The 23,119-nt window shown below is 34.4% G+C and carries 20 protein-coding genes; 6 read left to right on the top strand and 14 right to left on the bottom strand.

The features are described 5' to 3' along the window. Nucleotides 1-9: 9 nt before the first annotated feature. Both IEV10_RS01630 and IEV10_RS01625 read right to left on the bottom strand, forming a co-directional pair. Complete coding sequence (locus IEV10_RS01630; RefSeq protein WP_188372953.1) at nucleotides 10-690, bottom strand: DUF2490 domain-containing protein; 681 nt, start codon at nucleotides 688-690, stop codon at nucleotides 10-12. Then, the gene (locus IEV10_RS01625; RefSeq protein WP_188372952.1) at nucleotides 677-1,264 is read right to left on the bottom strand and encodes a hypothetical protein; all 588 of its coding nucleotides are present in this window, start codon (nucleotides 1,262-1,264) and stop codon (nucleotides 677-679) included. The genes IEV10_RS01630 and IEV10_RS01625 overlap by 14 nt, the downstream gene beginning before the upstream one ends. 189 nt (nucleotides 1,265-1,453) lie before the next feature. Between IEV10_RS01625 and IEV10_RS01620 the strand changes: the two genes are divergently transcribed. After that, entirely contained in the window at nucleotides 1,454-1,807 is a 354-nt protein-coding gene (locus IEV10_RS01620; RefSeq protein WP_188372951.1) for a toxin-antitoxin system YwqK family antitoxin, read from the top strand. Nucleotides 1,808-1,904: 97 nt separating this feature from the next. Here the strand turns inward: IEV10_RS01620 and IEV10_RS01615 are convergent, their stop codons facing one another. Beyond that, the gene (locus tag IEV10_RS01615; protein WP_188372950.1) at nucleotides 1,905-3,074 is read right to left on the bottom strand and encodes a beta-helix domain-containing protein; all 1,170 of its coding nucleotides are present in this window, start codon (nucleotides 3,072-3,074) and stop codon (nucleotides 1,905-1,907) included. A 38-nt stretch (nucleotides 3,075-3,112) separates the two neighbouring features. Continuing rightward, nucleotides 3,113-5,929 carry a TonB-dependent receptor gene (locus IEV10_RS01610; protein ID WP_188372949.1) on the bottom strand — a complete coding sequence of 939 codons (2,817 nt, stop codon included), beginning with the start codon at nucleotides 5,927-5,929 and terminating at the stop codon, nucleotides 3,113-3,115. Nucleotides 5,930-6,157: 228 nt separating this feature from the next. On the opposite strand from IEV10_RS01610, the gene IEV10_RS01605 reads away from it, so the two are divergent. Together IEV10_RS01605 and IEV10_RS01600 are read left to right on the top strand one after the other, a co-directional pair. Further along, nucleotides 6,158-7,498 (top strand): deoxyguanosinetriphosphate triphosphohydrolase, encoded by a 1,341-nt coding sequence (locus IEV10_RS01605; RefSeq protein WP_188372948.1) that lies wholly within the window; start codon nucleotides 6,158-6,160, stop codon nucleotides 7,496-7,498. 117 nt (nucleotides 7,499-7,615) lie between these two features. Continuing rightward, nucleotides 7,616-7,798, top strand: coding sequence for a hypothetical protein (locus IEV10_RS01600; RefSeq protein ID WP_188372947.1), 183 nt, complete (start codon nucleotides 7,616-7,618; stop codon nucleotides 7,796-7,798). Here the strand turns inward: IEV10_RS01600 and dxs are convergent. After that, nucleotides 7,781-9,562: a 1-deoxy-D-xylulose-5-phosphate synthase gene (dxs, locus tag IEV10_RS01595; protein ID WP_188372946.1), complete on the bottom strand. Its 1,782-nt coding sequence runs from the start codon at nucleotides 9,560-9,562 to the stop codon at nucleotides 7,781-7,783. The two genes, IEV10_RS01600 and dxs, sit on opposite strands and share 18 nt — an antisense overlap. A gap of 97 nt (nucleotides 9,563-9,659) precedes the next feature. Here dxs and IEV10_RS01590 point away from each other — a divergent pair, with 97 nt between their 5' ends. Further along, a complete protein-coding gene (locus IEV10_RS01590; RefSeq protein WP_188372945.1) occupies nucleotides 9,660-10,109 on the top strand; it encodes a nucleoside deaminase in 450 nt (149 codons plus the stop codon). 88 nt (nucleotides 10,110-10,197) lie between these two features. Here the strand turns inward: IEV10_RS01590 and IEV10_RS01585 are convergent, their stop codons facing one another. From IEV10_RS01585 to IEV10_RS01550, 8 genes are all read right to left on the bottom strand, one after another. Then, a complete protein-coding gene (locus IEV10_RS01585; protein ID WP_188372944.1) occupies nucleotides 10,198-10,389 on the bottom strand; it encodes a cold-shock protein in 192 nt (63 codons plus the stop codon). Nucleotides 10,390-10,489: 100 nt separating this feature from the next. Next, nucleotides 10,490-10,738, bottom strand: a complete 249-nt coding sequence (locus tag IEV10_RS01580) for a hypothetical protein (protein WP_188372943.1) — start codon at nucleotides 10,736-10,738, stop codon at nucleotides 10,490-10,492. A gap of 4 nt (nucleotides 10,739-10,742) precedes the next feature. Next, the gene (locus tag IEV10_RS01575) at nucleotides 10,743-12,524 is read right to left on the bottom strand and encodes a chloride channel protein (protein WP_188372942.1); all 1,782 of its coding nucleotides are present in this window, start codon (nucleotides 12,522-12,524) and stop codon (nucleotides 10,743-10,745) included. 45 nt (nucleotides 12,525-12,569) lie between these two features. Next, nucleotides 12,570-14,324, bottom strand: a complete 1,755-nt coding sequence (aspS, locus tag IEV10_RS01570) for an aspartate--tRNA ligase (RefSeq protein ID WP_188372941.1) — start codon at nucleotides 14,322-14,324, stop codon at nucleotides 12,570-12,572. A gap of 102 nt (nucleotides 14,325-14,426) precedes the next feature. Beyond that, complete coding sequence (locus IEV10_RS01565; protein WP_188372940.1) at nucleotides 14,427-17,963, bottom strand: efflux RND transporter permease subunit; 3,537 nt, start codon at nucleotides 17,961-17,963, stop codon at nucleotides 14,427-14,429. Between the two features lie 2 nt (nucleotides 17,964-17,965). Next, complete coding sequence (locus IEV10_RS01560; RefSeq protein ID WP_188372939.1) at nucleotides 17,966-19,138, bottom strand: efflux RND transporter periplasmic adaptor subunit; 1,173 nt, start codon at nucleotides 19,136-19,138, stop codon at nucleotides 17,966-17,968. Nucleotides 19,139-19,162: 24 nt separating this feature from the next. Beyond that, nucleotides 19,163-20,506, bottom strand: coding sequence for a TolC family protein (locus IEV10_RS01555; RefSeq protein ID WP_188372938.1), 1,344 nt, complete (start codon nucleotides 20,504-20,506; stop codon nucleotides 19,163-19,165). A gap of 6 nt (nucleotides 20,507-20,512) precedes the next feature. Next, on the bottom strand, nucleotides 20,513-21,118 hold the full coding sequence (locus tag IEV10_RS01550; RefSeq protein ID WP_188372937.1) for a TetR/AcrR family transcriptional regulator: 606 nt from the start codon (nucleotides 21,116-21,118) through the stop codon (nucleotides 20,513-20,515). Nucleotides 21,119-21,238: 120 nt separating this feature from the next. Between IEV10_RS01550 and IEV10_RS01545 the strand changes: the two genes are divergently transcribed. Together IEV10_RS01545 and IEV10_RS01540 are read left to right on the top strand one after the other, a co-directional pair. Further along, entirely contained in the window at nucleotides 21,239-22,213 is a 975-nt protein-coding gene (locus tag IEV10_RS01545; protein WP_188372936.1) for a polyprenyl synthetase family protein, read from the top strand. Beyond that, nucleotides 22,213-22,560: a hypothetical protein gene (locus tag IEV10_RS01540; protein ID WP_188372935.1), complete on the top strand. Its 348-nt coding sequence runs from the start codon at nucleotides 22,213-22,215 to the stop codon at nucleotides 22,558-22,560. The genes IEV10_RS01545 and IEV10_RS01540 overlap by 1 nt, the downstream gene beginning before the upstream one ends. 29 nt (nucleotides 22,561-22,589) lie before the next feature. Here IEV10_RS01540 and IEV10_RS01535 read toward each other — a convergent pair whose 3' ends face one another. Beyond that, entirely contained in the window at nucleotides 22,590-23,102 is a 513-nt protein-coding gene (locus tag IEV10_RS01535; RefSeq protein ID WP_229719558.1) for an alpha-ketoglutarate decarboxylase, read from the bottom strand. Nucleotides 23,103-23,119 lie beyond the last annotated feature (17 nt).

The following is a 23,119-nucleotide window of genomic DNA, read 5'->3' as shown; positions in this document are numbered from 1 at the left end:
ATTATTAGTTTAAACTTTTAGAATAAAAGACGTTAGGATAAATAACTTTTCTTCTGCCTTAATGTTTAATGCCTCAAAACGATATTCTAAACCTAATTGAATTTTTGATGTCTCATTAATAAGCCATCCGATTTGTGCTGTAGTCCTATGGTCTAATTCAGGTTTAATCTTTACATTTTTACTCAAAAGCGCTTCCATAGATGCGACCAAATAGCTTTCACCTATATCTAACTTCTCGCCATTTAAAGGAACATCTAATGCAAAACGATAGCGAGAACGTAAAACAGTTAGTTGGTCAAAAATGCGCTGCTCAAATCTAATTCTATGACCAAAGCGCAAGGCTTGATTCTTTTTCGTGTAATTAAATTGTTGGGTAAGTCTTAGCTCATTATCTCCACCATCAAAAGATGATCTAAAACGATATTGAATACCTAAACTCAAGCTATGGTTGTAATCTAAATTAAGCGTTGAAAAGTGTGCAATGTCTACTTGACGATTTTCAAAATCAAAGCTTTGGTCTTGGTATAAATAATACCGTGAGCGTGCTGAAAAATTGATTTTGTACGAATCTGAAACCTTATGGTTTAAAGCAAAACCTGTTTCGCCTAGAGTTTCAAAATTGTTTTGAGAAAACAGATTTAACCCAAATATGAAGCTAAAAGAAATGATTAGAATCCTAATATAATACATGCTCGTATGATGTTGGATTTAGAATTCTTGAGCTTAAAAATTCGCCTTTATGGTTAAAAGTAAATTCTTTAATGCTCCTTTTTTTATCTGTTCTAACTTCAGCTATTATTTCATAATTGGCTGAGGCGGTATTCCTTTTTTTCAGTGTATGATCTATAAATGCATCGGCATTAAAATCGCTGGTATAAACATACTGTTTTTGAATTTTTATGAATTTGTGCTTTTTGAAGAATTGTTTGTAATAAGCCGCAATGTGTTGCCTTGCAGAATCTTCGATGTTTTTGAATTTAGTAATCACCTCAATATCTTCCAGTAGACCTTGATTTGAAAACTCTATACTGTAATACTGTTTCAAATATTTAAACTTTACTTCATAACTTTTCTTATCGCCATCTGTTTCCTTGTAAAATTTAAGTCGCTTACAGTTTTTGGGTAATGCCTCAATAATGGTTTGAGTCACTTCAGGAAATTCTGAAATTTTGATGCGCTCTTCCTTTTCATTTTTGGTTTGGCCATATGAGGATTGGCTAATAAAAGATGATAATAGGATTACAAAAATGGATTTCAATTTCATAATGACACTGTTGAGTCCCTAAAAATAAAGATTATCCATTTTTATGCAATATTAAATTTATTTACATAATTAAACTTCTGAAAATCAACTATATAGATATTTAATGTTAATTTAATGTTACGTAAATCTTGTTTAAATGTAAAATTAATGTTATGTTTGTTTCATAATCATTAATAAACCCAAATTGTGATGAAAAAGATAGTAGTAATTATGTTGATGTTATGTGTAGGATTTGCCTATGCACAAAAAGATAGAACCTTAAAACTTAATGAAGAGACTAACCTTATAGAAGTGGTGTATTACCATGATAATGGTCAAATCAGTCAGACAGGGTTTTATACTAAAGAAGGAAAACTTCATGGCGAATGGTATAGCTATTGTCAAGAAGGGAATAAGATTATATCTGCAAAGTATGACAGCGGAAAAAAAGTTGGCAAATGGTTTTACTGGAGTGCAGATAAATTGAAAGAAGTAGATTATTCTAATAATAAGATTGCTAGTGTTAATGAATGGGTACAAAACAGTGCTGTAGCATCAAATTAAATTAGAAATACATAAAAACAAAAAGAGCAGCGATATCGCTGCTCTTTTTGTTTTTATAATTTTGAAGACTAAATCAAAATAATATTCATTTTACTAATTAGTTTCTTGTCCATCCAGAGTTCCAAGAATCATAATCAGCACCAGTACCATTACCAACACCGGTAAAGAATGAGTTTTCATCAAAAGCACCGTTGGTGTCATTTTTTAGAGTAAGTGTTACATCATCAAATGTAATATCAGTAACACTAGTTTCTCCTGCTAAGAATCCGTTTCCAGTTTCTTCATCATCTAAATCATAACCTTCTTCAAAACCTTGAATCCAAACATTATTAAATGTAGCACGCGTTCCTGCTCTTAAGCGGATAGCTTCATTACCATTACTAGAACCTAATCCGTTAATAGTTAAGTTGTTTATAGTAGGAGCACTCCAAAAAACTGGGTTAGAGTTGTTTCCTATATCTGTGTTGAAACCATCTCCTTCAATACCTTTATCATGAGACTGTCTGTGCTCGATATATACATCTGTAAGTGTACCTGTAAAACCTTCAGTCCAATCTACAGAATCATCTTGAGCTCCGACAACAGATATGTGAGACGCATTAACTGTTCCTCCAAAGAATTCTACACCATCATCAGCACCTTCAAATGCCTGAATAAAGTCTATTGTTGTTCCACTTCCGACACCATAGAAAGAGAATCCGTTATTTTCTGAAGCAGCATCAGCAGCACCACCAGAATACTCAATACGTACGTATCTTATGATTCCAGAATTATCATTTGCAATACTTCCTCCGTAAGGTAAACCTCCAATTTCAGATGTTGAGGTAGCATCGCCTCCTACTACAGAATTTATAGGCGCACGACCTAATACAATAAGTCCTCCCCAATCACCAGGGTTTGGTGTTGCAGAGTTAGAGGTAAATACAATAGGGTTAGAAGATGTACCTTCCGCCATGATAACACCACCTTGTTGGATAGCAACATAAACATCAGATCCCGTCGTAGCTCTAACAACAACACCTGGCTCAATAGTTAATGTGATACCTTCAGGTACAATAAGTGCACTTGTTAAATCATATTCTGTGCCTGTAGTTAGAGTAAGGTTTTCAGTCAGTGTTCCTCCAATTATAAAGTCAGAAGGATTTGTTGGATTTGAACCTCCGTTTCCTTGATTAATTGTTACGTCTGCAGTGTCATCTGCTGCACAACCCACAACTAAAAGCGTTGCTGCTGTAAATAATCCTAAAAGAAATTTGTTTGCTTTCATTTTGTTTCGAATTAATTTAATAATCGTTTTTGATTGGGTTAAAATTTATACTTGAATTGTATGCTTGCGTTAATACCTCTTTTATAGCTTGATAAGGCAAACTCAGAGAGATTAGAATTTATACCTAAGTCATTTGCTAACGTTGTATCAAAAGACACATTTTCACGGACACGTTCTATTGTAGGGTCTAATATGTTTTTGACACTAGCATTAATTTCAAATTTTTTGTTAATCGTATTTTTCCACACAAAGTCTAAGGTTGGAACTCCTTTTTCAATGATGTTTCCTAACTGTCCTGAACCTAGTGCATCAATACGGTCTGAGAAATAAGAAAAGACAAGGTTTGCAACTGGCTTATATTCGCCAAAAGTTGGGCTATAGCTTACATCAGCATTGATAAGAACCGGTGAAGCACCTTGAAGCTCATCAGAGTCTCTATTGAAGTTGGTGTTAAATGTTCCAGATACAGTCTTTAAATCTTGTTTTGTAGAAGTGTAAGTCACATTCATACCAGCGGATAGAATACTGTTTTCGTCTTCATCTTTAATCAGTCTTTTTCTAACTTCAAGCTCGATTCCGAAAACATCAGCACGGTCACCTGTTCTAAAGAAACGTTGTGTACCTGTAGCATCATTTGCCGAAACTAAGTTTACAGGATCATTTATGGTTTTATTAAAAACACCTATAGAAAATATCTCACCGCTATTAATAAACCATTCGTACTTTAAATCTAAGTTTACAATCGTTGAGAACGCAGGGTCATTTAAAAGGTCAGGGTTACCACCAATACGATCGGTTACATTCTCGTAAACAAATGGCGCAACTTCTTTGAACTCTGGGTTAGAAACTGTTCTGCTTGCAGAAAAACGAAGGTTTTGATCTTCTGTTAACGCATACTTTACATTTAAACTAGGTAAGAAAAAAGTTTCGTCAGCTTCGTTGCTTCCAGGATTATTAAAAGACAAATTAATCACATCGTAACTAATATCTTGGTTAAATTTCTCTACACGAAGCCCAGGGACAAAGGTCCATTTTTCTCCAGCTTTGTAGACGGCATCTGCGTAAAGCGCATGTACATCAAGATTACCGCTATACGTGTTCTCTAATTGTCCTGGTAGATTTTCTCTTTCTAAACCAGGTAATGGACGGAATACACTTGTATTGTATAAAACACCTAAGTTTTCAGTTGAGAAGAACGCGTCGAAATTATTAGGGTCTTCTATTTCTGTTAGAGGATTTATGATTTCGTAGCCATAACGCTGGTTGTCGAAGCTACGTTCCTTAATACGTCCGTTATAACCAAAGTTAAACTTTAAGGTTTCGGATTGCTCATAGCTTAAATTAACTCGTGCATTAAATTCACTGTCTTCAATATTTTGGAAGTAACGCTGATTATCAAAGTCGACATTTCTGTAAAAAATAGCGTTTGTACTTGGGTCATTATCAAGCGTATTTTCAAAACGCTCTAAAGCAATACGCTTACGATCTGGCTGACGAGCTAGAACGTTATTGTACCCTATGCCGTAATCTAATTTTAATTTTTCACTAAGGTTACTTGTACCAAGAATTTGATTTACAAAAATCATATCCTGCTCGAACTGAACATTTTGAGTAAAGAATCCAAAATCATCATTATCAGCAATAGTGTTACGGTTATAGCCACGTCCGTCAATACCAAAACGGCCTACTTCATCTGTAGCAGCGTTAATGAATAAAGAGTTGAATTTTATTTTATGATCGTTGTTAATACGGTATACAACATTAGCCATTGCTGTTGTGTTACGAGTAAATTCAAACTCTTCAGCATCTTGGAAGATGGTGTTTGCCGCAGCAGTTACATTAGCAAATTGGCCTCTTCTGTATTCAAAACTACTACCAAAAGCAGCTGTTGTGAAAATGCTTAAACGAGATTCTTCTCCAATTTCCCAAGAATCACCAGCAGAAAAATTTCCTTCAATACCTAAAGAGCCATCAATACCTTGTGGGTCTACACCGTGAGATAGAATAACAGCGTAAGGATTATTACGGTATCTGTTATAAAAACCAAAATAACCAGTCCCTTCACTCTTTACAAAGTTTTTACCAATTGCATTTGAGTTAAAATTTGATCCTAGATTTACATCTAAGAAAAAATCTCCTGTGTGTTCTTTAGCAACGATATCTACATTCCCTGCTGCAAAATCGCCATAAAAATTAGCAGCATACGTTTTGCTAACACCTACATTTTGGATCACGTCAGAAGAGAAAAGATTAAGGTCCATATTTTTCTTTTCAATATTATTAGCAGGAAGTGTAAGGCCATTGTATGTCGTATTTAAATAACGATCCCCAAGGCCACGAACGTAAACATTACCGCCACCTTCTTGTTTTGAGATACCAGATATTTTAGTCACAGCACCAGCGGCATCACTAACCCCTTTACGAGATAATTCTTGAGCACCAATACTTTGTTTAATAGTAGTGGCTTTCTTTTGATCTAAAAGAAGTGCAGTTTCAGTTTCTCTTTTTGCCGTAGTTTTAATGACAACTTCATCAAGTGAGGCAGCACTTGCAAACATTAAAATATCAAGCTTTGTTTCTTTGCCTGCTTCAACAATAACTTGCTTCTCAATAGTTTCGTAACCCACAAAGCTAAATTGAATCGTGTAGGTTCCAGGAGTTAAATTATCTAGTCTATAATTACCATCAATATCAGAAGTAACACCAGTGGTTGTCCCTTTTATAAGGACATTAGCGAAAGGAAGAGGTTCGTTATTAAATTCCTTATCAGTTAATTTTCCAACGATTGAGCCTGTATCCTGTGCTTGTACAAAAGCTGTAAAAAGGAAAATAAAAAGTAATATAATTTGTCTCATCAGTTTTTTATAATTGATGGTGCAAAGAAACGTCGCAATTCTAGCTTATAGGTTAATCAAAAATTAATGATTGGTAATAAAAAGGTTATACAATGGTTAGCTTAATATTAAGAGCTAGGCGTATTAGACAACAATTTATTAACATTAAAAATGTTATTACTTTTCTAATCAAAGCTAATGTCTTATTTCTCAATTTGTATATCTTGCCTGTACTAAAAAATGCAACTCATGAATTGGGAACAACTCCTGTCCTTAAAGCGTTTTGGAGACGTAAATAAACGACTGCGCCAAGAACAAGACGAAACGCGTTTGGGCTTTGAAGTCGATTACGATCGTATTATTTTTTCTTCAGAATTTAGAAGCCTTCAAGATAAAACACAAGTTGTGCCATTGTCTCAAACAGACTTTGTGCATACGCGGTTAACACATAGTTTAGAGGTTAGTGTTGTTGGGCGTTCTTTAGGGCGACAAGTAGGGCGATTATTGTTAGAGAAGCATCCGCATCTTCAAAAAATTCACGGCTATCAAATTAATGATTTTGGAGCCATTGTTGCAGCGGCAGCCTTAGCTCACGATATTGGGAACCCACCATTTGGGCACTCTGGAGAAAAAGCAATTGGCGCTTACTTTAAAGAAGGCGAAGGAAAAGAATTTGAGGGTCAACTTACTAAAAAGCAGTATAAAGATTTATGTGATTTTGAAGGTAATGCCAACGGGTTTAAAATTTTAACCGAGAGTAGAGTTGGTCGAGAAGGCGGATTGAGGTTGAGTTACGCTACGCTTGGTGCATTTATGAAATATCCAAAAGCATCGTTGCCTAAAAAGCCTACCACACATATTGCAGATAAAAAGTATGGCTTTTTTCAAAGTGAAGAAGAGACCTTTAAGGCAATTGCAGAAGAATTAGGGCTTGAAGTTAGAGATAAAGCTAATAATGCGTATGCAAGACATCCACTAGCATATTTGGTTGAAGCTGCTGATGACATATGCTATACTATTATTGATTTTGAAGATGGTATAAATCTAGGATTAATTGAAGAAGACTATGCGTTAGAATATTTAATTAAGCTAGTAAAAAACACGATAAACACTGAAAAGTATAATGCTTTAAAAACCACTGAAGATCGTGTAAGTTATTTGAGAGCACTTGCTATTGGAACGCTAATTGATGAGGCGGTTTCTATTTTTATGAAAAATGAAGAACAGATTTTAGCTGGTAAATTTGAAACAGGTTTATTGGATGTTAGTAGTTACAAAGCTCAAATTTCTGATATTATAGATATTAGTATCAAAAAAGTATATCAATCCGCTGAGGTCGTCCACAAAGAAATTGCAGGATATAAAGTTTTAGAAGGCATTCTTTCTGTCTTGGGAAAAGTAGCAAGTAATGTCTATTCTGGTCATTTAACGAGTTACGATAAGCTTATTCTAAAAACGCTACCAGAGACCGTTAACTTATCTAATAACGCTCTGTATGATAATTTAATAGCTGTCTGTTTGTATGTTTCAAAGCTGTCAGATTCTAATGCGATGCTGTTATATCATAGATTTAATGGAAATTCAATATAATTTAAGTTACTGATAAACAGTTGTTTGTAAAATTAAACATGTATTTCATCGATAAAATTTGTTTTTTAACGATATAATACATTAATTTGAAATGTTAGAACCCCAAATCTACCAACCATGAAAAATAATGTACTTAGTGCTTTTGTCGTTTTTTTTGCAGTTGTTGCATGTTTATTAATCATTGATGATATATCACATGGTGTGAGTGCTTCAAAAGCAGATTCTTCAGAAATTAGTAATGAAGTAGAGCAGTCGAATACTGAAACTTTGGCCACTTTAGATTTAGAGACTGAGGATTAATTCCTCTAGTGTTTCTCGTAAGCCATTTTCGTCGATACCATTAATTGCTTTAAGCTCGTTTACAGTACCATGTTCTGTAAATTGGTCTTTAATACCAAGAATTTCAATTTTAGTTTTGTAATTATTGGCATTAGCAAATTCTAAAACCGCAGACCCAAAACCACCAGTAACAACACCATCTTCTATGCTAATGATTGCCTTATATTTTTTGAATAAAATGTGGAGAAGATCACCATCTAGTGGTTTTACGAAGCGCATGTCGTAGTGCCCAATATTGTGGAATTTTGGGTTATTTTCAATCACGTTTGTAACAGTATTAGCAGTTGTGCCAATAGATAATACAGCAATATCAACGCCTTCTTTTAAGCATTTTCCTTTACCAATCTCAACAGTTTCAAAAGGTGTTTTCCAGTCTAATAAAATACCGCGACCTCTCGGATAACGTATCGCCATAGGAAAATCAATACCTTTTTGAACGGTGTACATCATATGACGTAACTCTACAGCATTGCGAGGCGCAAAAATCACCAAATTAGGAATGCATCTTAAATAGGCCAAATCAAAAACACCATGATGCGTAGCGCCATCTTCACCCACTAAACCGGCTCTATCCAAACAAAATATTACAGGTAAATTTTGAATAGCCACATCATGAATAACCTGATCATAAGCCCGTTGTAAAAACGTCGAATAGATATTACAAAACGGGATGAGTCCTTGTGTTACCATTCCGGCAGCCAATGTTACAGCATGTTGCTCGGCAATACCAACATCAAATGCCCGCTCTGGTATAGCTTCCATCATGTATTTTAGAGAGCTACCTGTAGGCATTGCAGGTGTTATACCTACAATTTTTTCGTTTTGTTTAGCAAGTTCTACGATGGTCTCACCAAAGACATCTTGAAATTTAGGTGGCAGCTGGTTAGAACTAGATTTGGTAATAAGCTCTCCAGTTTTGGCATCAAACTTTCCTGGTGCATGATATTTGACTTGATTTTCTTCAGCTTGCTTTAAGCCTTTGCCTTTAGTGGTAATAACATGTAAAAACTTTGGACCTTTTACAGATTTTAAACGTTCTAATTCCGAAATTAATTTTGACAAATCATGCCCATCAACGGGTCCTGAATAGTCAAAGTTTAAAGCCTCAAAAATATTGTCTTGCTTTTGCGTGCCTTTTTTTACGTTGGTCAAATATTGTTTTAGAGCACCAACGCTTGGGTCAATACCAATAGCATTGTCATTGAGGATTACGAGCAAATTTGCATCAGTCACACCAGCATGATTTAAGCCTTCAAAAGCCATGCCGCTAGCAATAGAGGCATCGCCAATAACAGCAATATGTTGTTTGTTGGTATCACCATTTAATTTAGAAGCAATGGCCATACCCAAAGTAGCAGATATTGATGTTGATGAATGCCCAACGCCAAAGGTGTCATAATCACTTTCATCTCTTTTAGGGAAACCGCTAATACCGGCAAGTTGCCTATTGGTATCAAAAATTTCTTTGCGACCCGTCAATATTTTATGTCCGTACGCTTGATGTCCTACATCCCAAATGAGCAGATCTTCAGGTGTATTAAATACATAATGCAATGCAATAGTTAACTCGACCACACCTAAACTTGCACCTAAATGCCCTTCTTTTGTGGCCACAATGTTTATGATAAACTCGCGTAACTCTTGTGCAAGCTGGGATAAATCATCTTGCGATAATTGCCTTAAGTCTTTTGGAAGGTTAATGTTGTCGAGTAAGCTATTGCTCATAAGACAAAGCTACGATATGAATACTAATTTTTACATTTCTGATATAAAAATTGATATTATTAATATGAATAAATTTTACTAAAGTTATATTTGATGTATGATTAACCCTTTCGACGACACATACTTTATGAGAAAAGCACTTCAAGAGGCAGAGGCTGCTTTTGAAAAAGGCGAAATCCCTGTTGGTGCTGTTGTAATTATTGATGATAAAATTATTGCACGCTCTCATAACTTAACGGAGCTGCTAAATGATGTTACAGCACATGCCGAGATGCAGGCAATTACATCAGCTGCCAATTTTTTGGGCGGAAAGTATTTGCATAATTGTACACTGTATGTCACCTTAGAACCTTGCCAGATGTGTGCTGGTGCCTTGTATTGGAGTCAGATATCTAAAATTGTTTATGGAGCCACAGATGAGCAACGTGGATTTAAGGCTATGGGGACAAAATTGCACCCTAAGACTAAAGTCATTGGCGGTGTTTTGGAAGACGAAGCTTCAGCACTAATGAAACGCTTTTTTATTGAAAAGCGTAATCTAAACTGATTATATGTTTTGATGGCTGAGCAGAGTTGAAGCCAAAAAAAACGCCCAACCAAAAGTTGAGCGTTGCATGCTAAATAAAGTATATCTCTTAAAGGATGCTGATGTTAGCAGCTACCATTCCTTTACGGCCTTCTTCTTCTGTGTACTCTACTTGATCGCCTTCGCGAATCTCCAAACCATTAAGGTTTGATACGTGAACGAAGATATCTTTTCCTGTTTCTTCGTTAGTAATGAATCCAAATCCTTTTGAATCATTAAAAAATTTAACTGTTCCAGTCATTATAAATTATAAATAAAAATTAAAGTGCAAAGATACAGTTAAAAACATTACCAATGTTAATAAATTGTTTTATTTCAAAATGTTACAAATATGTTTAGCGCTACAATTGTTTTTTACGCTTTTGATTTTCACGCATTTTATTTAAACTTTCTTTGGTAATCATATAGTCTTTAGCGTCTTTATCTTTCCATCGATAATAGGAGAATAACGGAAATACAACAAAGAAAATACCCATAACACCAAACCCAATTAGTTTCTTTGAATACGGAACATCTAGAACATAACCACAAATAATACTTGCTATTGAAGCCAGTAAGGCTATAAATGTTATAATTTTTATAGGTTTCATAGCGTTAAGATGTAAAATTAATTAATTCTTTTCTGTAGGCAGTCAATAACTTAGATTTTGAAATGAAACCGTAATATTTTTCGTCTTTAATTACGGGTAAATTCCATGCGCCAGAATCTTGGAATTTTTTCATTACTTTTTGCATACTATCCTTTTCGTAAACAATAAATTCTGGCGGAAGATGCATAAAGGTTTCAACGGTTGTAGACTCATAAAGTGTTTGGTCAAACATGACTGTTCTGATATCATCTAACAGAATAATGCCCATAAAATTATGGTCATCATCGGTAACAGGAAATAGATTTCTGCTAGATTTGGCGACACCATTTTTCAGCATATCTCCGAGGGTCATTTCAGGTTGTAATACCACAAAATTTTGCTCAATAACGCTATCTAATTTCATTAAAGTAAGGACACTTTTATCTTTGTCTTGTGTTAATAGCGCACCTTTTTCAAGCAGCTCTTTAGTATAAATGGTGTGGTCCAATACATTTTTATTAATGATAAAAGACATTGAAGCCGTTATCATTAGTGGTACAAATAATTGGTAACCACCTGTAATTTCAGCAATTAAGAAAATAGCGGTTAATGGTGCATGTAAAACACCTGCAATTAAGCCAGCCATACCAATCAATGTAAAATTAGCTTCAGACACCGAAAACCCTAAACCACAATTATTAATAATCTTGGCAAAGAGATTGCCTAATGAGCTTCCCATGACCAGTGTTGGAATAATGATTCCACCAGTACCACCTGCAGCAAAGGTAGTCGTCATGGCAATGGCTTTAAAAACCGTAATACCAAAAAGTAGCGCAATGACGACCCAAATATTATCGATGTAATCATCAAAAAGAGATGCACCAATAGCTTTACTGTCATTACCCAGCATCAAATCATTAATAAATCCAAAACCTTCACCATATAGTGGCGGGATGAAATAAAGCATAACACCAATAGCTAGTCCGCCAATAATTAATTTATGCCTTGCTGATTTTAACCGGTTAAAAATGGATGTAACACCAAAATATATCTTTGTAAAATATATAGAAGCAACACCAGTTCCTATTCCTAATAATATATAGAATAATGTATCCTTAATCTGAAACTTTTCTGAAACAGTAAAATTAAAAAGCACACTGTCACCTAAGAAAAAGTAAGATGTAATTACTGACGAGATTGAAGCAATTAAAAGTGGAAGAAGCGAAGCGAATGTCAAATCCAAACTAAATACTTCTATGGCAAAAATAATAGCCGCAATTGGAGATTTAAAAATTGAAGCAATCGCTCCAGCAGAGGCACAACCAATCAATAAACTTCTCGTTTTTCTATCGATATGTAGTAATTGACCTAAACTAGAACTTATAGCTGATGCAGATGCAATTGCTGGTCCAAGTAAACCCACAGAACCACCAAACCCAACAGTAAGTGGTGCAGTAACTAATGGCAAATAAATTTTACGCTTAGGTATTATTCCATTACGTTTTGATAAGGAATATAATATCGATGGAATAGCATGCTCGTTTGGTTTTTTGGAAACATATTTTACGAATAAATACACTAAAAGCAAGCCAATAACAGGCAAAATAAAGTAAATGCTGTTTTCTGATAAGTTGATGCCTTTTTCAAAAATAGCCTCAATAGCAAAGGTGATGTTTTTTATAGTTACTGCGACCAAACCTGAAAGTAACCCAATAAGAAGAGCTAATAAAAACACGAAGTTTTTTTCGGAGATATGTTTGTATCTCCATACGAGTAATCGTCTAAAAAAGTTGAACTTAGTTGGCACAGGTTAAATCTAACAAAAAATCCTGCAAGAAGCAGGATTTTAAATTTATGATTTTAGGTTTAGCTTTAAACTAAGCTCTGTGAGTTGCTCATGGTCAATTGGCGCTGGTGCATCAATCATGACATCTCTACCAGAATTATTCTTAGGGAAAGCAATAAAATCTCTAATGGTTTCTTGACCACCTAAAATGGCTACCAATCTGTCTAATCCAAAAGCGATTCCACCATGAGGAGGCGCGCCATATTCAAAAGCATCCATTAAGAAACCAAACTGGGCTCTGGCTTCTTCGTCAGAGAACCCTAAATGTTTCAGCATAATGGCTTGCGTAGCCTTATCGTGAATACGTATTGAACCACCACCAATTTCGTTTCCGTTTAAAACTAAATCGTAAGCGTTAGCTTTTACTTCACCAGGCTTAGTATCTAATAATTCTAACTGACCTGGCTTTGGTGATGTAAACGGATGGTGCATGGCATGATAGCGTTCAGTATCTTCATCCCATTCTAATAGTGGGAAATCCATGACCCAAAGTGGTGCAAATTCATCAGGCTTGCGTAAACCTAAACGTTCTGCTAATTCCATACGTAAAGCACTTAATTGTGCACGTACTTTATTGGTATCTCCAGAAAGCACACAGATTAGATCACCAGCTTTTGCACCAGTAACTTCTGCCCATTTGGCCAAATCGTCCTGGTCATAGAATTTATCAACGGATGATTTATAAGTGCCATCATCGTTACAGCGACAGTATACCATACCTAAAGCACCAACTTGTGGACGCTTTACCCAATCGATAAGTTTGTCAATGTCTTTTCTTGTGTAAGTATTCCCGCCAGGAACTGCAATACCAACAACTAGTTCCGCAGAATTAAACACATTAAAATCTTTGTGTTGTGCAACTTCGTTTAGTTCACCAAATTCCATCCCAAAACGAATGTCAGGTTTGTCATTCCCGTATAAACGCATGGCATCATCATAAAGCATTCTTGGAAATTTATCAACTTCAACACCATTGATTTCTTTTAAGAGATGGCGTGTTAGACCTTCGAACGTGTTTAAGATATCTTCTTGCTCTACAAATGCCATTTCACAGTCTATCTGTGTAAACTCAGGTTGTCTATCAGCACGTAAGTCTTCATCTCTAAAACACTTTACAATCTGAAAGTACTTATCCATGCCGCCTACCATAAGCAATTGCTTAAACGTCTGAGGAGATTGTGGCAATGCATAGAATTGCCCTTCGTTCATACGAGAAGGCACCACAAAATCACGAGCACCTTCGGGTGTTGACTTTATTAAATATGGTGTTTCGACTTCAATAAAATTGTCATTAGATAAATAATTCCTAACAGCTTGTGCTACTTTATGCCTAAAGATTAGACTCTCTTTTACAGGGTTACGACGAATATCTAAGTAACGATACTTCATACGTAGGTCATCTCCACCATCAGTATGATCTTCAATCGTAAAAGGTGGTGTTACAGAACCATTAAGGATATTTAATTCTGAGACCAATACTTCTATATCACCAGTTGGAATATTTGGGTTTTTAGACGCACGCTCTTGTACTTTTCCAGTCACTTGAATTACAAATTCACGACCTAATTTTTGAGCATTCTCTAAAATGTCTTTAGTTGTTTGCTCTTCATCAAAATACAATTGCGTAATACCATAACGGTCACGTAAATCTACGTAAACCATAAACCCTTTGTCTCTAACACCTTGAACCCAACCACTCAGGGTTACTTCTATATTTTTATGTGAAGCTCTAAGCTCACCACATGTATGACTTCTGTACATATCCTAATATTAAGACCGCAAATTTAAGTCATTTCTAAGATTATCAAATAAAAAAGCCCTAACAAATGCTAGGGCTCACTATTATTCTATTTTAATTGCAACTTAAGCTGCTGCAATTTCAGTTTCAGGATTTACTAAATCTTGTACAGGACTTGGTTTAGATTTTAATCTCATTTTTAATCGCATGGCTAGATAAAACAAAATAGGCACAACAATTAAAGTTAAGAATGTCGCTATAAATAATCCATAGATTACGGTCCATGCTAATGGTCCCCAAAAGATAACATTATCACCACCAAAATAAATATTAGCATCAAACTCACTAAATAGGGTAAAGAAGTTAATATTTAAGCCAATAGCTAATGGAATTAACCCTAATATTGTTGTAATTGCTGTAAGTAATACAGGTCTTAAACGTGCTTTACCAGCTTTAATAATTTGTTTAAGCAATTCATCTTTTGGTAAATATTCTGAAACGTCTAAATCTAGTTCGTTTTTCTTTCTATCAATTAAAAGTTGCGCATAATCCAAGAGGACAACACCATTATTTACTACAATACCAGCTAATGAAATAATACCCATCATGGTCATTAAAATAACGAATGAAGCACCAGTAATTACAATCCCTCCAAATACACCAATTAAACTCAAGAAAATTGCAATCATAATAATTGCGGGTTTAGATACGGAGTTGAATTGGAAGATTAAAATGAAGAAAATCAAGAACAACCCAGTAAAGAAAGCACCCATTAAAAATGCCATTTCTTTGTTTTGTTCTTCGATTTGCCCGGTATAATCAACCTTGATATTACTTGGCAAGTTTTCAAAATTCTTCATTTCATCTTGAATTTGACTTACCACAGCACCAGCATCTGTATAACCAGGCGCTAAAGCAGAATAAACAGTTACTACACGTTTTGTGTCTTTATGTTTAATAGCACTAAAACCTGAGTTGTTTTTCTGTTTGGCTACGGCAGAAACAGGGATTTCTCGAAGTTGACCTGTCTGAGTTCTAAAAATCATTTTTTGATTAAACAATGCACTGGTGTTGTATCTTAAATCTTCATTAAAACGCACGTAGATATCAAAATCATCACCATCTTCTTTATAGATGCCAGCTTTTTTACCAAACAAAGAATTACGTAGTTGTTGACCAACTTGACCAGTACTTACACCAAGTTCACCAGCCTTTTCTCTATCAACGAGGACTTGCATGCCAGGCTTATCTTTATTTACATCAATTTTAAGTTCGTCAATTGCTGCAATATTTTTTGAATTGATATATCGACGCATGTCTTCGGCAACTTTAATTAATTGGTCATAGTCATTGCCTTCTAATTCGATATTAACAGGAGCACCTGCAGGTGGACCATTAGCATCTTTCTCTACAGAAATTAAAACACCAGGATATATACCAGCTAGTGATTCTTGGACTTTCTTGCGTAAATCCTCACTGTCTTTACCTTTTCTATATTTATATTCACGCATCGATGCGGTAATCTTTCCTTTATGAGGCAATTCTGCATCTGAGCCACCATCAGTTTGAGGGTTCCCTGCTCCCGATCCTACTTGAGAAACAGCACTTTCAACTAAAAAGTTTTCACCATCTGCAATATACTCAGAGTCATTTAAGATGGTATACACTCTGTTTTCGATATCCTTAGTAATTTGATTGGTCTTTTTAATATCTGTGCCTTCAGGATATTCTATATAAACAATAATTTGGTTAGGCTTATTGTCAGGGAAGAATTCAATTTTTGTACGTTGACTAGCTACTGAAGCTCCAAATCCTCCAAAGGCAATAAACAATAATAGTAAGCTACCAAAAGCAATAAGTTGGGGCTTCCATCCTCTCAGAGACTTAGTCAAAAGACGCTCATAAAAATTCTCTAAACGTGTTAATATTTTAGTTTGAAAATAATTAGCGGCTTTTCTTAAAACTAAACGATATATCCACAACATAAAGGCTGTAAAAATCATTAATGTGCCTAAAGCTCTATATTCACCTCCAAAAATTGCTATTAGTAAACCTATTCCGACTAAAATTCCAGAGATTTTAATGATTTGTTTAATCGGCATATCTTTATCTTCAGTAGTCATAAATTGAGAGACTAATACTGAGTTGAAGAAAATAGCAACTATTAATGATGATCCTAAAACCACGGATAAGGTTATAGGAAAATAAATCATAAACTGCCCCATCAAGCCAGGCCATAAACCTAAAGGAATAAATGCAGCGATAGTTGTCGCAGTAGAAATTATAATAGGAAATGCAATTTCACCTATTCCTTTTTTTGCTGCCTCGATTCGAGATAATCCTTCTTCATCCATCAAACGGTAAACATTTTCTACGACTACAATACCATTGTCTACAAGCATACCAAGTCCCATAATAAGACCAAATAGAATCATGGTATTCATGGTGTACCCCAGGGCATTTAGTATCATTAAGGACATAAACATTGACATTGGTATTGCGAACCCTACAAATAATGCATTTTTGAAACCTAAAAAGAACATTAAAACCGTTACTACGAGAATAATACCAAAGATGATATTGTTAACTAAGTCATCAACTTGGCCAATAGTTTTTGAAGATTGGTCATTTGTAATGGTCAACTTTAAATCTGCTGGCAAAACATTTTTCTTAGCATCTGCTACAATTTTTTCTACTTTTTCGGCTGCAGCAACCATATTTTTACCAGAGCGTTTTTTCACATCTAGCATGACTACAGCTTCACCCTTATTACTTTCAGTATTAAACTCACGAGCATAGGTAGTTTTGTCTTTAGGTCTAAAGGTAATTTCTGCAATGTCTTTAAGGTAAATAGGACTATTGTCTTCAGATTTTACAACAAAGTTTTTTAGTTGTTCTGGTGAATCGATCTCTCCAATGATTCTGATGGTACGTCTTTGACCACTTGTTATAAAATTACCTGCTGACATGGTCATGTTTCCATTACCAATGGCATTAGCAACATCATCAAAGCTTACCTTTGAAGCCATCATTTTATAGATGTCTACAGCTACTTCTACCTCTTTATCTTGTGCACCACGAATGTCTACTTTTTTGATTTCCTCTAAATCTTCAATTTCATCTTCTAAGTATTCACCATATTCTTTTAGTTTTTCTACAGTATAATCTCCAGAAACATTAATATTTAGAATTGGCATTTCCTCAGACATACTTAACTCAAAAACATTAGGTTCTACTTTTGCGCCGTTAAATGTTGGCCAGTCTTCACTAGAAGTTTCACTTTCTATTTCATCCTTAACTTTTTGTTTTGCAGACTCAACAGTTATGTCTTCATCGAATTCAACAATAACCATAGAGTAATCTTCTTGAGACGTTGAGGTAATCTCAACTAGATTACTCACATTCTTTAGCTTATCTTCTAATGGATCAGTGATGAGTTTCTCAATATCTTCTGCCGTATTGCCAGGAAATAAAGAGCTTATGTAGATTTTTGTTTCTTTTATTTCTGGAAAGTTTTCTCTGGGCATTGAAAAATATGCTGATCCTCCAAGAAATAAAATAAGTACAATAGCCACATACATTGTGGTTTTATTGTTAATTGCCCAGGATGATAGACCAAATTCCTTGTCTACTTTCTTTTTAGTTTTCTTTTTACTACTCATAACTATGCGTCATTAGAAATAATTTTTACTGTCTGCTCATTCTTCACACTACGTGCACCTTCTTTTATAATCTCATTGTTTGCCTTTAATCCAGAAAGGACTTCAATAAAATCGCCTTGTGTTTTTCCTGTTGTAATAATCACTTGTTCTGCTACAGCTTTACCTTCGTTTTTATCTTTTATGATATAAACATACTGTTCACCATTTGCATTTTCCGAAATGATATTTTGAGGAATTAAGATGGCATTTTCATTGGTGTAATCGTTAATTTTTAACCGAGCAGTTAAATTAGGTTTTATAGAGCGGTCTTTATTAGGTACAGCAATTTCAACCTTAAAAGTTCTATTTGCTGGATTAATAAACGTACCTGTTTGCCTAATTTTTGTGTTTATTGTTTTCCCTAAAATTGGAAACATAACTTCAACCTCTTTACCGTTTTTGATACTTGTGATGTAGCTTTCAGGGATATCTGTTTTAATATACATGTCATCTAAATTCACAATACGTATGAGTTGAGTTTGGCCTGCGCCAACCACACTACCTTGTTCTGTAATAATATCATCTATAACTCCAGAAAATGGCGCTCTTACAGAAGTTTTTGCAAGCTGTTGATTAACTTGATTTACACTTTCTTGCATTGCTTCATAGTTAGATTTGGCATTGAGGTATTGTATTTCACTACCAATTTTTTGTTCCCAAAGACGCTTTTGTCGTTCAAAAGTAGTTTTGGCCAAATCGGCCTGAATTTGAAGCTGGGCTCTTTGTTGTGATAAACCTCCATCATCAATACGAGCTAAAGTTTGCCCCTTTCTAACTTTATCACCTTCTTTAACGAAAACTTGTTTTAGAATTCCATTCATTTCTGGAGTTAAAACGAGATTCTGCTTTGTTTCAACATTACCTTGAAGTTCTAGAAAGTGATTAAAGTTTTTACTTTCAGCAACAAATGTTGTGATCAATGGGATATTTCTATCAGGGCTTAGTACTTTTAAGCTATCATCAAGTTGCTTTATTTTGCCAGCTAATTCCTGTTGTTGAGCGACAAGTTCTTCTTTTTTTGATTGAATAACTTTAACATCTCCAGTAGCTAATATGTCTTCTACTGTTTGAGATTTATCTCCGTCACAGGCAACTAATATTAGTGACAGAGCAATTAGTTTATATAAATTTTTCATTTTGAAATGTGTTTTTATGATTGATTAATTATCAGAAATTTTATTGGTAATGGTTTCAAGTTCTGCTTTAGTATTGATAACATCTAGCATCGTTTGTAATAATTCTTGTTGCGCAGTATAAAGCTGAGTTTGAGCCTGTCTAAGCTCAAAACTAGAAGATATACCTTCAAAAAACTTAGTTTGATTTTTCTTTTCAATACGTTCAGCTAGTGCTAAATTTTGCTTTTTATTTGTGTAATCTTCAACTGCAAAACGGTAATTGCTTTTTGCAGATTCTATTTGCAAATTAAGACGTTGTTGCGTCTCTGTTAAATCGTCTCTAGATTTTTCAAGATTTATTTTTGCGCGTTGGGTTGCAGCACTTCGTTTCCCTGAACTAAAAATAGGAACGTTGAGGTTAATACCAACTGTAGAGAAGCCAAACCATCGATTCTTACTGTCTAAGAATACAAAGTCGTCGTTAAAGCTGTTATAACCTCCATTAAGAAATGCACTCAAACTAGGTAACGCTTTACTCTTTTCTAGTTTAAGAAGAAGCTCTTTAGATTTAGTATCATTAGCCGCTATCTTATAATCAATTGTAGACTCTACGTCATTTTCAGTATCTAGATTTTGCAGAGCTATATTTTGAATAGCAAGTGTTTCTAGATCATCTGTTAGCTTTATGGTTGCATTAAATTCTATACCTAAAGTAATATTTAGCATTTGGTAAGCGATACCTCGCAAACGCTCTGTGTTATTAAGATTGCTTTTAAGATTAGATAGTGTAATTTGTAATTGCTCAACACTTTCTTCTTCCTCTAAGCCATTCTCATATATTTTTGTAGTCTCATAAAGATTTTTTTCAAGCACATTAATGTTCTTCTCAAGAATTTCTAGACTTTCTTCAGATAGCAATACATTACCATAGGCATTTATTACAGCTTTTCGCACTTCTAAATCTGTTTTTACTTTGGCGTTTTCAGAAATTTCTAAGAACACTTTTGCAGACTGAAGCCCTACGATGTAAGAACCGTCAAATAGTAATTGATTTAAAGTCGCAGTGGCTGTAGCATTTTGCTTAGTTCCAAAAATAACTTCAGCAAATTCACCAGGATTACCACCAAAAAACTCGGCAGGGATTACAGAAACTTGTTGCTTTAAAAAGTTTTGGTAGTTTACAGTTGCATCTAATTGAGGCAAGCCTGTTGCAGTGGTTTCCCATTTTTGCTGTTTTGCAGCGTCAATATCTCGAGCTGCATTTTTTGATTGTCTGTTATTTTCTAAAGCATAATCAATAGCCTCTTGAAGACTAAAGCTGCTAGGTATGTCTTGTGCATAACCAAAGCTAAATAGCAAAAGAAAACAAAATAATAATTGGTGTTTCATTATGGTTTATGATTGATTTTTTGTGATAAATTGATTTAATATTTTAAAGCCATTTTCTGTGACTATGGCTCTAAGATGGTATTCTAAAAAGTTCTCCATTAAATATTCCATATTAAACTTTTCTTTAGGGAAAATAACTTCGTCCTTTATACCTGTCATTCCATTAAAATAAAGACGTGAAATAAACTCCACATCTATATTTTCTCTAAATAGTTTGGTTTCAATTCCTTTTTCTAGACTTTCAGATACAGATTCGTGCATCTTGTCAAATTGCTTAGATTTTAAAGCGTCATGTATAGCAGGATAATACTTTTTAAGTTGATATTGAGGCGAAGCTTTTTCATTTTTTAAATGCTGCATTACAAACATTTTTATAGAATAAAGCTCTTCTATTGGGTTAGGAGCATTATCACAGATATCGTCTATGCCATCGCAAATAGTATCAAAAAGATAAAATGTAACGGCTTCTACCAACTTGGTTTTATTACTAAAGTGAACATATATGGTTTTTTTAGATATGCCCATTTCATTGGCAATATCGTCCATTGTAACACTCTTAAAACCTAGGTTAAGAAAAAGGTCTGTAGCTCTATATATTATTTTTTCTTTCATAATTGAGAGCACAAAAATACATCAGGAAACTTTAAATACAAAAATAGTTTCCAAAGTTTTAATGATTTTTTAACATTCATACTATTGAAGTTAAATACGTTGAAAACGTATTTTTGCTTTATGAATCATATCGAAGACTATCAAAAAGCGTTTATTGATTATTTAGATAATTTTATTCAAGAACGTCATCCCAAAAATCTTTACGACCCTGTAAACTATATTCTTAATCTTGGTGGAAAACGTTTAAGACCAGTCTTAACATTAATGGCTTGTGATTGTTTTGGGAGTGATTATAACAAAGCTCTTGATGCAGCCTTGAGTATTGAAGTTTTTCATAATTTTTCTTTGGTCCATGACGATATTATGGATGATGCACCACTAAGAAGAGGTAAAGAAACTGTACATGAAAAATGGGATATTAATACAGGGATACTCTCGGGAGATGTGATGCTGATTATGGCTTATCAATTATTTGAGAATTATAAACCAGAAACTTTTCAGGCACTCGCAAAATTATTTAGTAAAACAGCTACTGAAGTTTGTGAAGGACAGCAATACGACGTGGATTTTGAAACCCGCGATGACGTTTCAATACCTGAATACTTAAAAATGATTGAATATAAAACAGCTGTATTAGTTGGAGGTGCAATGAAAATGGGAGCAATAGTAGCAGAAGCATCTGAAGAAGATCAAGATGCTATCTATGATTTTGGACGCTTTTTAGGAATAGCTTTTCAGTTGCAAGACGATTACCTTGATGCTTTTGGCAATCCTGAAACTTTTGGAAAACAAGTTGGAGGAGATATTATCGAAAATAAAAAAACATACTTATATCTTAAAGCTAAGGAATTTGCTTCTGAGGGCGATAAAACTAAATTGTTAGATTGGTTTTCCTCTCAGCCAGAAGATGCTTCACAAAAAATAGAAGACGTAAAAAAGATATTTACAGAGACAGGAGCTAAAACAGCCACAAAAGAAGCTGTAGAACACTATACTGAGAAAGCATTTTCTTTGTTAAAAATGCTAAATATTTCTGAAGAGAAAAAACAAGTACTTAAGCAATTTGGACTAGGTCTGATGACAAGAAAAGTATAATGCAATTACCAACAAATTTTGAAGACTTAATCGAAGAGGTAAATGGATCAAAACTTTATAAAAGATTAGTCCTTCAACTTAATAAAGATTTGCTATATGCAAATATAGATTTGGGCTTTGATGATGAAGTTTTGCCAACAAGCCTAAAGCTGATTTTACAAGAAGAAATCTATAATCTTATTCAGAATAAATTTTCGGACTATCTTAATTTACTTTATATCGTTGATGTTTCTGAAGCTAAAGTCAGAAATCTAGAGAGCGACGATACCGCAAAACTTTCAGAAGACATTACATTTTTAATTTTGCAACGTGAGTGGCAAAAGGTTTGGTATAAAGCTAATTATTAGAAATGTTTTGGTGACTGAGTATATCGACGTCAAAACCAAAATCTAACAAAAGGTAACCATGGGTCTGCATATATACTTTCATCTTCATCATAAAGCACATCGTATCTAACACCAAAAGTGACATTTCCTGTTCGGTAACCAACTCCTAAAAACAAGGCAGTTGCCCAAAAGTTATCTCTTGTATTTGATGAAAATTGAGAATCAAAATCGGTATTAACATTTACTTGTTCTAACTCAGCTGAAACTTGAATTTCTGGAAAAGGGTTAGTCAAAGCAATTACACTACCACCCAAAATTGTAGATTTAAAGACGTTTCTTTGACTACTATAACTTCCATTAAGACCCAAGCCTGCTGAAAAATAAGGATTAAAATCATAGATGGCTTGGGGTGCTAATGTTCCGCTAAAAAAGCCATCGCCAAAATTTAAACCTATTCCACCCCCAAATCTAACATTACTCCAAAAATTTGAACTTTGATTCTCTTGAGAAAAACTAACGAGGCTAAAAAAAATAAATATAATATTCAGAAAAAATGATTTCATACTCATAAATTGGGTAA

The organism is Winogradskyella haliclonae (assembly GCF_014635865.1).
Taxonomy (GTDB): domain Bacteria; phylum Bacteroidota; class Bacteroidia; order Flavobacteriales; family Flavobacteriaceae; genus Winogradskyella; species Winogradskyella haliclonae.
This window is presented reverse-complemented; position numbering and strand designations above follow the sequence as displayed.

Bases quoted from the DNA above. Each gene is read 5' to 3' on its own strand.
- IEV10_RS01630 (WP_188372953.1), bottom strand. From the start codon at position 690: ATGTATTATATTAGGATTCTAATCATTTCTTTTAGCTTCATATTTGGG.
- IEV10_RS01625 (WP_188372952.1), bottom strand. From the start codon at position 1,264: ATGAAATTGAAATCCATTTTTGTAATCCTATTATCATCTTTTATTAGC.
- IEV10_RS01620 (WP_188372951.1), top strand. From the start codon at position 1,454: ATGAAAAAGATAGTAGTAATTATGTTGATGTTATGTGTAGGATTTGCC.
- IEV10_RS01615 (WP_188372950.1), bottom strand. From the start codon at position 3,074: ATGAAAGCAAACAAATTTCTTTTAGGATTATTTACAGCAGCAACGCTT.
- IEV10_RS01610 (WP_188372949.1), bottom strand. From the start codon at position 5,929: ATGAGACAAATTATATTACTTTTTATTTTCCTTTTTACAGCTTTTGTA.
- IEV10_RS01605 (WP_188372948.1), top strand. From the start codon at position 6,158: ATGAATTGGGAACAACTCCTGTCCTTAAAGCGTTTTGGAGACGTAAAT.
- IEV10_RS01600 (WP_188372947.1), top strand. From the start codon at position 7,616: ATGAAAAATAATGTACTTAGTGCTTTTGTCGTTTTTTTTGCAGTTGTT.
- dxs (WP_188372946.1), bottom strand. From the start codon at position 9,562: ATGAGCAATAGCTTACTCGACAACATTAACCTTCCAAAAGACTTAAGG.
- IEV10_RS01590 (WP_188372945.1), top strand. From the start codon at position 9,660: ATGATTAACCCTTTCGACGACACATACTTTATGAGAAAAGCACTTCAA.
- IEV10_RS01585 (WP_188372944.1), bottom strand. From the start codon at position 10,389: ATGACTGGAACAGTTAAATTTTTTAATGATTCAAAAGGATTTGGATTC.
- IEV10_RS01580 (WP_188372943.1), bottom strand. From the start codon at position 10,738: ATGAAACCTATAAAAATTATAACATTTATAGCCTTACTGGCTTCAATA.
- aspS (WP_188372941.1), bottom strand. From the start codon at position 14,324: ATGTACAGAAGTCATACATGTGGTGAGCTTAGAGCTTCACATAAAAAT.
- IEV10_RS01565 (WP_188372940.1), bottom strand. From the start codon at position 17,963: ATGAGTAGTAAAAAGAAAACTAAAAAGAAAGTAGACAAGGAATTTGGT.
- IEV10_RS01560 (WP_188372939.1), bottom strand. From the start codon at position 19,138: ATGAAAAATTTATATAAACTAATTGCTCTGTCACTAATATTAGTTGCC.
- IEV10_RS01555 (WP_188372938.1), bottom strand. From the start codon at position 20,506: ATGAAACACCAATTATTATTTTGTTTTCTTTTGCTATTTAGCTTTGGT.
- IEV10_RS01550 (WP_188372937.1), bottom strand. From the start codon at position 21,118: ATGAAAGAAAAAATAATATATAGAGCTACAGACCTTTTTCTTAACCTA.
- IEV10_RS01545 (WP_188372936.1), top strand. From the start codon at position 21,239: ATGAATCATATCGAAGACTATCAAAAAGCGTTTATTGATTATTTAGAT.
- IEV10_RS01540 (WP_188372935.1), top strand. From the start codon at position 22,213: ATGCAATTACCAACAAATTTTGAAGACTTAATCGAAGAGGTAAATGGA.
- IEV10_RS01535 (WP_229719558.1), bottom strand. From the start codon at position 23,102: ATGAAATCATTTTTTCTGAATATTATATTTATTTTTTTTAGCCTCGTT.